This window comes from Rhodococcus sp. 24CO, assembly GCF_050586165.1.
In the GTDB taxonomy this organism is placed as follows: Bacteria; Actinomycetota; Actinomycetes; order Mycobacteriales; family Mycobacteriaceae; genus Rhodococcus_F.
Genome location: NZ_JAZFNF010000001.1, coordinates 906693 through 918326 on the forward strand (window position 1 = coordinate 906693; position 11634 = coordinate 918326).

11 protein-coding genes and 1 rRNA gene are annotated in these 11634 nt (G+C 62.9%); all 12 read right to left on the reverse strand.

All coding sequences use genetic code 11. The annotated features are described in order from the left end of the window. Window positions 1-56: 56 nt before the first annotated feature. Window positions 57-980 (reverse strand): site-specific tyrosine recombinase XerD, encoded by a 924-nt coding sequence (gene xerD / locus V2B23_RS04095; protein ID WP_430949128.1) that lies wholly within the window; start codon window positions 978-980, stop codon window positions 57-59. A 1-nt stretch (window position 981) separates the two neighbouring features. Further along, window positions 982-1614, reverse strand: a complete 633-nt coding sequence (locus V2B23_RS04100; RefSeq protein ID WP_430949129.1) for an NUDIX domain-containing protein — start codon at window positions 1612-1614, stop codon at window positions 982-984. Window positions 1615-1621: 7 nt separating this feature from the next. Next, the gene (locus tag V2B23_RS04105; RefSeq protein ID WP_430949130.1) at window positions 1622-3382 is read right to left on the reverse strand and encodes a CTP synthase; all 1761 of its coding nucleotides are present in this window, start codon (window positions 3380-3382) and stop codon (window positions 1622-1624) included. Between the two features lie 143 nt (window positions 3383-3525). Continuing rightward, the gene (locus V2B23_RS04110; RefSeq protein WP_430949131.1) at window positions 3526-4473 is read right to left on the reverse strand and encodes a copper transporter; all 948 of its coding nucleotides are present in this window, start codon (window positions 4471-4473) and stop codon (window positions 3526-3528) included. Next, entirely contained in the window at window positions 4470-5654 is a 1185-nt protein-coding gene (steA, locus tag V2B23_RS04115; RefSeq protein ID WP_430949132.1) for a putative cytokinetic ring protein SteA, read from the reverse strand. Before steA ends, V2B23_RS04110 begins: the two co-directional genes overlap by 4 nt. An 88-nt stretch (window positions 5655-5742) precedes the next feature. Next, window positions 5743-7518 carry a DNA repair protein RecN gene (gene recN, locus V2B23_RS04120; RefSeq protein ID WP_430949133.1) on the reverse strand — a complete coding sequence of 592 codons (1776 nt, stop codon included), beginning with the start codon at window positions 7516-7518 and terminating at the stop codon, window positions 5743-5745. Between the two features lie 3 nt (window positions 7519-7521). Beyond that, window positions 7522-8469 (reverse strand): NAD kinase, encoded by a 948-nt coding sequence (locus V2B23_RS04125; RefSeq protein ID WP_430949134.1) that lies wholly within the window; start codon window positions 8467-8469, stop codon window positions 7522-7524. Further along, complete coding sequence (locus V2B23_RS04130; RefSeq protein ID WP_430949135.1) at window positions 8466-9296, reverse strand: TlyA family RNA methyltransferase; 831 nt, start codon at window positions 9294-9296, stop codon at window positions 8466-8468. Before V2B23_RS04130 ends, V2B23_RS04125 begins: the two co-directional genes overlap by 4 nt. A gap of 1 nt (window position 9297) precedes the next feature. Then, a complete protein-coding gene (locus V2B23_RS04135; RefSeq protein ID WP_430949136.1) occupies window positions 9298-9540 on the reverse strand; it encodes a hypothetical protein in 243 nt (80 codons plus the stop codon). Between the two features lie 75 nt (window positions 9541-9615). Continuing rightward, window positions 9616-10599: an HAD hydrolase-like protein gene (locus V2B23_RS04140; RefSeq protein WP_430949137.1), complete on the reverse strand. Its 984-nt coding sequence runs from the start codon at window positions 10597-10599 to the stop codon at window positions 9616-9618. Then, window positions 10596-11507 carry a hypothetical protein gene (locus tag V2B23_RS04145; protein WP_430949138.1) on the reverse strand — a complete coding sequence of 304 codons (912 nt, stop codon included), beginning with the start codon at window positions 11505-11507 and terminating at the stop codon, window positions 10596-10598. Before V2B23_RS04145 ends, V2B23_RS04140 begins: the two co-directional genes overlap by 4 nt. Before the next feature lie 52 nt (window positions 11508-11559). After that, window positions 11560-11634 (reverse strand): 5S ribosomal RNA (gene rrf / locus V2B23_RS04150); the annotation flags it as partial.

Here is an 11634-nt window from a genome sequence, read left to right on the forward strand (position 1 = left end):
GAACGCTACCGCTTATTTCTCCGATTTCTCACGCAACACGCATTACACGCAGGCAGCTAGCGCGCCCGAGGGTGTGCTTGCGCCCACACTTCACGCAGCGCTGTGACGGTGACCAAGGTGTAGATCTGCGTTGTGGTGACCGACGCGTGGCCAAGAAGTTCCTGCACGACACGAACGTCGGCACCGCCGTCCAGCAGGTGTGTGGCAAAGGAATGTCGCAGCGTGTGGGGCGAAACGTCAGCCGTGATTCCTGCCGCTGCCGCCGAGTCCTGAAGGATCTGCCAGGCACTTTGCCGGGACAACCGGCCGCCGCGAGCGTTCAGGAACAGTGCGGGCACGCCTCTCGTAGCCAGTGCGGGCCGGCCGCGCACAAGATACGCGTCGACGGCCTCGATCGCGGGCCGGCCGATGGGCACCACACGTTGCTTTCCGCCCTTGCCTTGGAGCACAACGGATCGCGACGCGGTGTCGATGTCGTCGACATCGAGATCAATCGCTTCCGAAATACGCGCCCCGGTGGAGTAGAGCAGTTCCAGGAGCGCGCGATCCCGCAGATCCCGTGGACCGTCTCCGGCAGCGCCACCACCGGACGCTTCGAGCAGGGCGATGATCTGGTCGAGTGGGAGCGCTTTGGGGAGTTTGCGTCCAGGGGTCGGTGGTTTGACCGCCCGGGCCACGTCGACGGTTGTGAGTCCTTCGGCGGTCGAGAACTTGTGGAAACCGCGTACCGCGATCAGGGTACGCGCGGCAGAACTCGGCGCCAACGCGACGATTCCGGCGTCCTTGTCCCCCAGACGCAGATTCGTCACGAATTCCGTGACGTCGTTTTCAGAAACACGCGAGACGTTGTCGATGCCCCGGGCATTGAGGAATTCGACATAGCGATACAAATCGCGGCGGTATGAGAGAAGGGTGTTGCGCGCGGATCCCCGCTCGACGGCTAGGTGGTCCAGAAACGAATCCACCTGTCGGGCAAGCATTTCAGGCCCTGGACTTGCGTACCCCGAAGGCCGTCGGACGGTCCGGCCACGGAGCGTCTGGCGGCCGCAGTTCGGTGCCGACGGCGCGTGCTGCCGCCAGCGCCATGATGCCGGACACCGCCGTTGCGTTCACCAGATCGCCGCGCAAAGCCATGTCGACGGCTTCAGCCAACGGCACCCGGGCAATCTGCAGGTCCGCCTCTTCGTGTTCGGGATCCTCCCGGTCGACCTCGTGCAACCCCTCGGCGAGGAAGATCCGCACAGCTTCGTCGGTGAACCCCGGTGACAGTGCAACATCGACGAGCACCGACCAACGATCAGCGCCGAGTCCCGTTTCTTCACCCAACTCACGCGCGGCAGCGTCCAACGGACTCTCGCCGGGTGCGTCGAGAAGACCGGCCGGGATCTCCCACAACCGATGACCGAGCGGATGCCGGTACTGGTGAATCAGAACAAGATTGTCGTCGGCGTCGATCGCCACCACCGCAACTGCGCCGTGGTGTTCGACGACCTCCCGGTCGGCACGCTGACCTCCTGGCATCAACACGGAGTCCTTACGTAACGCGATAATCGCGCCGGTGTAGATCGTGGTGGAGTCAAGGGTGTCGAATTCGTGCCGACCGGGGTCGCTCATGTGTTTGCTAGACCTTTTCCGAGGATTCGGTGACGGCGTCGAGTTCAGTTTCGGTGGCGGCCGTATCGATGGTCTTTTCGGCGTGAACATCGACGGGCAGACGCTCTTCGAGCTTGTACTTCAGCGCCGCATCGATGAACGCCGCGAACAGCGGGTGCGGACGCGTCGGACGGCTCTTGAGCTCCGGGTGCGCCTGCGTGGCGACAAAGAACGGGTGCTGCTCGCGCGGGTACTCGACGAACTCGACGAGATGGCCGTCGGGCGAGGTACCGCTGAACTTCAAGCCGGACTTGGCAATCCGCTCACGGTAGGTGTTGTTGACCTCGAAGCGGTGACGGTGACGCTCGGACACATTTTCGGTTCCGTAAGCCTGCGCGGCAACCGAACCCTTGGTCAGCACTGCCGGGTACGCACCGAGACGCATCGTGCCACCGAGGTCGGCCTCGCCGGCGATTACGTCTTCCTGATCGGCCATCGTGGAGATGACGGGGTACTTGGTGTCCGGTTCGAATTCAGCCGAGTTGGCGTCCGTCAAACCGACGCTGCGTGCCGCTTCGATGACAACACACTGCAGACCAAGGCAGATACCGAGCAGCGGGAGCTTGCGTGCGCGGGAGTATCGGATCGCGCCGAGCTTGCCTTCGATACCGCGGATGCCGAAGCCGCCGGGGATCAGAATGGCGTCGACGTCGCCGAGTGCGGCCTGAGCACCCGCTTCGGTCTCGCACTCGTCGGAAGCAACCCACGAGATCTCGACCTTGGAACGGTTGGCGAAACCGCCGGCACGCAAGGCCTCGGTCACCGACAGGTACGCGTCCGGCAGATCGACGTACTTGCCGACCAACGCAACTCGGACGGTCTCGCGCGGCTGGTGAACCCGATCGAGCAGATCGCCCCACACAGTCCAGTCGACGTCACGGAAGGGCAGACCCAACTGGCGCACGACGTACGCGTCGAGGCCTTCGCGGTGCAGGACCTTCGGAATGTCGTAGATCGACGGAGCGTCGGGAGTGGAAATGCAGGCGTCGACGTCGACGTCGCACATCAGGGCGATCTTGTTCTTGAGGCCCTGCGGGACGTCACGATCGCAACGAAGGATGAGCGCGTCGGGCTGAATGCCGATGCTGCGCAACGACGCAACCGAGTGCTGCGTCGGCTTGGTCTTGAGTTCTCCGGACGGGCCGAGGAACGGCACGAGGGAGACGTGCAGGAAGAACACGTTGTCGCGGCCGACGTCGTGGCGGACCTGACGGGCGGCCTCGAGGAACGGCTGCGATTCGATGTCGCCGACAGTTCCACCGATTTCGGTGATGACGACGTCGGGACGCACACCCTGCAGATCCGGGCCGCTCATCTCGAGGATGCGGCGCTTGATTTCATCGGTGATGTGCGGGATGACCTGAACGGTGTCGCCCAGGTATTCGCCGCGACGCTCCTTGGCGATAACCGTCGAATACACCTGGCCGGTGGTGACATTGGCCTGACCCGAGAGATCGCGATCGAGGAAGCGTTCGTAGTGTCCGACGTCGAGGTCGGTCTCCGCGCCGTCTTCGGTGACAAACACTTCACCGTGCTGGAACGGATTCATAGTGCCCGGATCCACATTGAGATAGGGATCGAGTTTCTGCATGGTCACGCGCATGCCCCGCGCGGTAAGCAACTGTCCCAAACTGGAGGCGGTCAAACCTTTACCGAGCGAAGAAGCAACACCTCCGCTGACGAAGATGTGCTTGGTGGCGGTACGCGTGGTGTTGCGTGACTGTGGCAAAAGGGGCTCCCGTGACGACTGTGCAGGGCTTGGTCTGTTGAAGCAATGCTGGGGCCTGCCGACCCACGGGATTTCACGGTAACACCAATGGGGCCTCGACGCCTACTACGCGCCGAGTTTCGCCCCACGATGTGACCGGGGTATCAACTCGCGGGCGCACCGACGGTGATCGCCGCGGCTCCCGGGCCGGTTCCGTACCGTCCTGCTCCGCCGTTCAACTGCTCTTGTAAAGCAAGCGAGGTAGTGATCTTGCCGGCTTCCCGATCAACGTTGTCGATGGTCGTCAGACCCGCTGAGAGCGCCGCATCGGCCCGTACAACCGCGATCGGACCATTGCCGTCGGCCGAGCCGGGTCGACCCGCCAGAACCGTTCCTGCGCCGCGTCCGTCCAGCGCACCGGCAAAACGAGCGATCACGGCGCCGCGATTTCCGGAAGCCCCGTCGTCCGAGCCATTGTCGCCCGTGAGAACCACCGCGAGCTGAGCCGGCTTGACGACGCCGTCGTACGTGACGAAGCCTGCGCTGCGCAACGTGTCGAGAGCCAGATTCAGCTCGTCCCGCGTGCTCTGCGGCTCACTGGTCGATCCGTTGAGCAAGAGGACTGATCCGAGCAGGTCACCGGCGAGGCTGCCCTGGTCGACTGCTCCGGTCTTGAGCGTGATGCCCGCCGGAATCACGTTGTTCACAACCGTCCGCAGACGGTCGCCACCGCTGGCGTCGACAAACGAATCCGACAGGGACACTCGACCGGTCACCGCGCCGCCCGATGCAGCGATCAACCGCGTGACACCGTCCAAGTCGCTCGGATCGGCGTCGGGCGCAGTCACCAGCACAACAGTGCGATCGGCGAGGGAATCACGTACGACGCGTCCGCCCACTGCCGAGTCGAAACCGTCGGCGGAGTTGAGTTGCTCTTCGAGATTATTGTTCTGTTCGTTGAGATTTTCGATCTCGTTCTGCAGATCAGCCTTGTCGTCGCGTAGACCGGAAAGCAGCCCACTCGACAACATTCCGGATCCCAGAACAACGCCGATCGCGAGTGCCAAGAAAATAGCCGCAATCGAAATTGCGTGTTGACGCATAGAAATCACTTGAAGAGCCCCTGAACCCACAGCGCAAAGCTGTTCCATGTTGCGATTGCCCAGTCGAGAACTTCACTACCGGCATTGGATACGACCAGCGCGACGATCACCGCGACCAGTGCGGCGAGCACCAGCAGAGCGATGGCTCCCCCGGATACCCGACTGCGATACAGCGTTGCGACGGCTTTGGCGTCGACAAGTTTCGGACCGACCTTGAGCCTGGTCATGAACGCCGACGGATTGCTTTCGCGGCGAGCACGATCGAAGAATTCATCGAGCGAGACGACGTTACCGACCGTCACGATCAACGACGCACCATGATGGTCCGCAAGCAACAAAGCCAGATCTGTCGGTGACCCCGTTGCCGGGAACGTCATGGCTCCGATGCCGAGATCCTGGATACGCGAAAGGCCGGCAGCGTGACCGTCCTGGTCCGCGGGGAGAACCACCTCGGCGCCGGACTTCAGAGTGGCACTGGTGATTTCTTCCGGGTCGCCCACGATGAGGTCGGGGCGGTAGCCGGCTTTGCTGAGTACGTCGGCGCCCGCGCCGACGCCGATCATGATCGGCGAGTACTCCTTGATGAACGGCTTGAGGTTCTTCAGATCCGCCTCGTGATCGGGTCCGTCTGACACCACCACGACGTGCCGATCCTTGAGATTGATATCGACGTCGGGCACGCCGATGCCGTCGATGAGGAGCGGACTCTCGGTTCGGATGAACTCGATTGTGTTGCCGGAGAACGCTTCGAGGTGATCCACCAGTCCGGTTTTTGCCTCGATCATCCGATCGGAGATCTCGGCCTCGGACTGTTCCTCCCCCTTGACGAGGCTCTTTGTCCCGTTGAAGATCTCACCTTCGTGCAGGCGAATCTTGCTGCCGTCCTTGATGGACTTGAAGACCTCGCCGTCCGGCGCGTCGATCAGGACAATGCCGTTGGCGACGATCACCTCCGGGCCGAGGTTGGGGTATCTACCGGAGATGGACGGCGACGCGTTGACCACCGCGAGCACTCCGGCTTTCACCAGAGCGTCGGCTGTTCGCCGGTCGATGTCGAGTTCGTCCAGGACGACGATATCCCCGGGACCGACACGGCGTAAAAGCTTGGCCGTATTCCGATCGACCCTGGCGATGCCGCTGATCCCTGGCAACGACGTGGTGTTACGGGAGAGCAATGCGGGCATCTTCATGGATTCGATGATGAACCCGAACTTGCCGCTATCGGTGGAGGCGCGCCGAACCAACTACCACATCAACCACAACTGCACCACAAAATGTTCAATCTGTGACGCGTGCCGCATTGGCTATTTCCAACAGTTCCTCGGCGTGTGCACGGCCCGTTTCAGTATCGTCCAAACCGGCCAGCATCCGGGCCAATTCCACGACTCGATCACTGTCCGAGAGTGTCCGTACACCACTGCTGACTACGCCACCCTTGTCGTCGACCTTGTCGACCACGAGGTGCGTATCAGCGAATGCCGCGACCTGCGGAAGGTGCGTCACCACGATCACCTGATGCGTACGAGCAAGTTTGGCCAATCGGCGACCGATCTCGACGGCGGCACGACCACCGACTCCGGCGTCCACCTCGTCGAACACCATCGTCGCGCCGGTGTCGCTACCGGCAAGAACAACCTCCAAGGCGAGCATCACGCGCGAGAGTTCACCGCCGGACGCGCTTTTACTGATCGGCAACGACGGAGCGCCGCTGTGCGCCGACAACCGGAACTCCACCTCGTCGACGCCACCGGAACCGGCGTGCAGTTCCACTCCCCCGACGTTCAGCGGAGCCGAATCCTGAGGGCCGGCGACCTGCTGCCGGACACTGACTTCCAAACCAGCCCGGCCCATAGCCAGTCCGGCCAGTTCCGCGCTGACGGCTTTCGACAGCTTTGCAGCCGCCTTCACTCGCGCCGCGCTGAGTTTGGTGGCCGCATCTGCCGTCAGTGCAGCGGATTCTTCGACCTGCTTGCTCAACAACCCGAGAGCATCCGACGACACGTCGAGTTTGGACAGTCGAGTGCGAGCGGTGTCCGCCCACTCCAGAACTCCGTCGACGTCAGCGGCGTACTTGCGTGTCAGCGTCTTGAGCTCGGATTGGCGCGAGAGCAAGGTGTTCAGAGCGCCCGGATCGGACGGCAAACCGGCGAGGTAGGTATTGAGATCGCCCGCCACATCGGTGACAACAGCGATGGCATCGGCCAACCGCGCACCCAATCCGTCCAGATCGGTGTCGACGACGGACTCGATCCGTGCTCTGGCCTCCGACATCAGATCCAGTGCGGGCGAGACTCCGACATCAGCACCGGCCATGTCGTCGCTACCGGCGAGTGCCGCATGCGCTTCCTCGGCTGCCGAGCGCAGCGAATCCAAATCGCTGAGGCGCCGAACCTCGGCGACAATGGTGGCGTCCTCGCCCGGTTCCGGTGCAACACCGTCGATTTCGTTGAGCGCAAAGGTCAGCTGATCTGCTTCCTGCGCCAGTTCGCGGGCCTTCGACGTGCGTTCGATCAGTTCAGAACGAGCATCGAGCCATTCACGGCGATGCTTCCGGTAGCGCGTCAGTAGCGTTCCGATTGTCTTGTCGCCAAAGCGATCCAGAGCATTACGCTGCTGGTCGGGGCGAAGCAGACGGAGCTGATCGTTCTGACCGTGCACCGTCAACAATGGATCGGTGAACTCCGAGAGCACACCGGCCGGAACGCTGCGACCACCCAGATGAGCGCGCGATCGACCGTCGCTGCCGACGGTCCGGACCGCGATGATGCTGCCGTCTTCGTCACGTTCGGCGCCGGAGGACTCGAGGATCCGCGCGATCTCCCGTTCCGACGCCGGCGACAGATCCGTGACGAACCTGCCCTCCACAACGGCACGGGACGCACCCAGGCGCACCCGCCCCGCATCGGCGCGAGCACCACTGAGCAAGTGCAGGCTGGTGACAACCATCGTCTTACCCGCACCGGTCTCACCGGTCAGGACGGTCAATCCCTCGTGGAATTGCGCTGACGCCTCGGAGATCACACCCAGGCTGTCGATTCGGATCTCTGCGAGCACGTTTTAAGGCTTCCTTCCCCGCCACCCGGTCACCGGCAATTCGAACTTTCGCACCATCCGATCGGCAAACGGCGCCGAATCCAGTCGTACCCACTTGACCGGCGTCGCACCCCGGACAATCTCGACTCGTCCACCCGCGGGCAGTTCCAGCGTGCGGCGACCGTCGCAGAACACCAACCCGTCATGACTGCCGGCAACAGTCTCCACCGCGATCAGAGATTCGGGGCTGGTGACGAGTGGACGCGCGAACAGTGCATGGGCATTGCTCGGAACCACAAGCAGCGCTTCGAGTTCCGGCCACACCACCGGACCACCGGCAGAAAACGCGTAGGCCGTCGACCCCGTCGGCGTGGACACCAGGACACCGTCACAGCCGAACGCCGATACCGGCCGCCCGTCAACTTCGAGAACCACTTCGAGAACACCCAGGCGAGAACGGTTTTCGATGCTCGCCTCGTTGAGAGCCCACCCGCGATCGATGATCTCGTCATCGACCCGAATCACGACGTCCAACGTCATGCGGTGTTCCACGCGGTATTCCTTGCGGACTACCTGCGCGAGGGCCTCGTCGAGGTGCTCGGCCTCGGTCTCCGCCAAGAACCCGATGCGCCCGAGGTTGATTCCGAGAACCGGAATCGACGCTTCCTGCGCTAACTCCGCCGCGCGGAGAAAGGTGCCGTCGCCGCCGAGAACCAGAACCATTTCGCAGCCGACAGCCGCTTCGGGGCCCGGGTGGACAACTGTCACATCGAGATCCGGCGCCGAGAATCCCTCAGGCGCCGTCATTGCCTCGATACGCGAGCTGTCGGCTTCATCGACCAGCACCCGCAAGCCAATGCCCGCACTCTCGAAGATCTTTCCGACGCGTCTGGCAGTTTCGGTGATATCACGGCGACCCGGGTGTGCCACCAGAAGAATCTCGCGTGACTCACCCCCGGCGGTTGCATTCACTGCGGACCTTCCTCTACAGCTCTGCGGATCAGATCCTCGACCGACGGCTCATCGTCAGCCTGCTCCTGCGGCACAGATTCCTTCTTGAGCCACAGGAAGTACTCGACGTTTCCGGACGGGCCGGGCAGCGGACTCGCAACAACACCGGCGGTACGCAGGCCCACCTTCGCGGCAGCTTCGGACACTTCGAGGACAGCGGAGATCCGAAGCTCAGGGTCACGAACAACCCCACCTGCACCGACACGATCCTTGCCGACCTCGAACTGCGGCTTCACCATCGGAACGAGATCGGCACCGTCTGCGGTACATGCGACAAATGCCGGGAGTACAAGTTTGAGAGAGATGAACGAGAGGTCGGCAACAACCATGTCGACGGTCCCGCCGATGGTCTCTGCGTCGATGGCGCGGACATTGGTGCGGTCGATGACGTGAACCCGCTCGTCCGACTGCAGCCGCCACACCAACTGGCCATATCCGACGTCGACGGCAACCACTTCTTTGGCGCCGCGGGTCAACAGAACATCGGTGAATCCACCGGTTGAGGCACCCGCATCCAGGCAACGACGCCCCTCGACGTTCAGCCCTGATTCACCGAAAGCATCAAGAGCGCCAATCAGTTTGTGTGCTCCGCGGGAGGCCCAGGAGACTTCCTGCTCGACCTCGACCACACGCAGCGGTGTTCCGGCTTCGATGGCCGTAGCCGGTTTCGTTGCGACGGCGCCTGAGATGAGGACCCGGCCGGCCGAGATCAACTCCTGTGCGTGATCGCGTGAACGTGCCAATCCACGACGGACGAGTTCGGCGTCCACCCGTGCTCTACGTGCCATGTCAGACCCTGTCCACAGACGCCAGTGCTTGGACCAGCACCTCGTGTGCTTGTTCCAGTAGTTGCGCCTTGTGTGGAATCACGCCTGCTCCGTGCTGATCGTTCGGATCCTGATCGAGTTGCCCGAGACTCACGAGCAAAGCCTCGACGTCGGACCGAATACGCTCCGGGTCAATACCTCGCGACGGCCCCGGCACACCGGTGCCAGGGCTCGTGTTTTTGTTGTTCGATATCGGCGTGCTCATCGCGCACAACGCTAGTGCATGACTATTGGTTGCGCACACATCCCCGCCCCGCGAGTCGAACACTCTTGCGAGAATTTACACCTGCCACGAATCTACGACGCGTTGCACCTCGGCGTCCGATGCCTCGACGGTTTCGAACGACGGATGCCCCCATGCCACGGGAGCGAGTGCGCGCAGCAGCGACATCTCGTCACCCACCATCGGCCCGTCTACGGCCAGTGCCGTACCGGACACGGAGATGGTCCACTTCGATTCTGCGCCGACCTTCGACAACGCGGCAGGCTGGTTCAGTGCATCCAACGTTGCGGCAATGAAGGTGGGGTGCTGCTCGAGCGGAGCGCGCAGGACATCGGCGGGCGTACTGACACCGGTCAGAACAAGCAGAGAATCGATCGAAACGGCATGTGCGCCTTCGATATCCGTATCAAGTCGATCACCGACGACGAGAGGCTTGGTGCAACCGCTGCGGAGAAGTGCGTCATTCATCAGCGGCGCCGCGGGTTTACCGGCCACCAACGGTTCGACGCGCGTCGCGGCGCGCAGCGCAGCAACCATCGAACCGTTGCCGAGCACCAGACCACGCTCGGACGGCAACGTGGTGTCGAGATTGGCCGCCACCCACAGCGCGCCTGCGCGAATTGCGAGGCACGCCTCGGCGAGGATCGACCAATCGGTTGCGGTCGAATGCCCCTGTACGACGGCAACCGGAGATTCGGCGAACTCGCGCACCGGACGCAGTCCAACCCGAGTCACCTCGTCGGCAAGCGCTTCGGTTCCGACAACAAGGACCGCAGACCCGGGAGCGACCCGTTCGGCGAGCAGACGTGCAGCAGTCTGTGAACTCGTCACAACTCGGTCGTCGACTGAATCGAACCCGAGTTCCGTCAGATGTGCAGACACATCCGATGGTGACCGGCTCGCATTGTTGGTGACGTAGTAGAGAGCTTGCGATCCCTGGCCCAGAGCACTCTGGGTACCAGGGATCGCGTGAGCGCCCGCGTACAGCGTCCCGTCGAGATCAAGCAGAAGTACGTCGTACTGGCTACGGAGAACCGTCACAGATCTTCTCCGGACAGCTCCGCCACCCGCTCTTCTGCATCCGTGTCGCCCTCGAGATCTGCTGCTGCAGCATTGAGGAACCACTTCAGACCGTCTTCGACGCGGCCGGCCGCAACAAGCGCGTCGGCGTAGGCGTAGAACAACCTGGCAGCGGACGCACCGGTGCGTTTTGCGTCAAGATCGGCAGTCTGCAAGGTGACAACTGCCTGATCGAACTGGCCGAGATCCATCCGTGCGCCTGCCACGACCATCCGAAGTTCCGACGCTTCATCGCCCGACAGCAGTTTGGCTTCGTCACTACGACCGAGTTCGATCGCCCGCTCAGGGCGGCCCAATCCGCGTTCGCAGTCAGCCATCACAGCAATGAGCCCAGGACCGCCGGCCATGCGACGAGCTGCACGCAGCTCGGACAATGCCTCAGCCCATTCACCTGCGTGGTACGCGGTGATTCCGGCAGCTTCGCGAACGACCGCGATACGGCCGGCGCGCTGACGGGCAGCGCGGGCATGGAGCAGTGCAAGTTCCGGATCTTCGTCGACCAACTTGCCGGCCATGACGAGGTGACGCGCAACTGTGTTGGCGTTGTCCTTGTCCAAGCTCAGCAGATCACGACGAACAGCTGGATCAAGTTCGGTCGGTTCTACGTTGTCGGGTAGATCGGGTTCGTCAGGGCGTGCTGCCTGACGCTGATTGCGGTCACCGTCGCGTCCACGAGGGGCAAATCCACCCTCGCCGCCACGACGCGATCCGCCGCTTCTGTCTCCTCCGCCGCTGCGGCGGTCGCCGCCACCGCTGCTTCGGGGACCACGCCCGTCGTTGTCACGACGGGGGCCACCTGAACGAGGCGTTCCTCCCCCACGGAAGGACCGACGCTCGTCGCCATTCTCCGACACAGTCTTTCCTTTCATACAACGCACGAAAGGGGACCCAGTATGTTGGGTCCCCTTTCGGTTAACGGGTGTTCGGCGGTGTCCTACTCTCCCACACCCTGTCGAGTGCAGTACCATCGGCGCTGAAGGGCTTAGCTTCCGGGTT

Coding starts and splice junctions, on each gene's coding strand:
- xerD (WP_430949128.1), bottom strand. CDS start 980: ATGCTTGCCCGACAGGTGGATTCGTTTCTGGACCACCTAGCCGTCGAG.
- V2B23_RS04100 (WP_430949129.1), bottom strand. CDS start 1,614: ATGAGCGACCCCGGTCGGCACGAATTCGACACCCTTGACTCCACCACG.
- steA (WP_430949132.1), bottom strand. CDS start 5,654: ATGAAGATGCCCGCATTGCTCTCCCGTAACACCACGTCGTTGCCAGGG.
- V2B23_RS04130 (WP_430949135.1), bottom strand. CDS start 9,296: ATGGCACGTAGAGCACGGGTGGACGCCGAACTCGTCCGTCGTGGATTG.
- V2B23_RS04135 (WP_430949136.1), bottom strand. CDS start 9,540: ATGAGCACGCCGATATCGAACAACAAAAACACGAGCCCTGGCACCGGT.
- V2B23_RS04145 (WP_430949138.1), bottom strand. CDS start 11,507: ATGAAAGGAAAGACTGTGTCGGAGAATGGCGACGAGCGTCGGTCCTTC.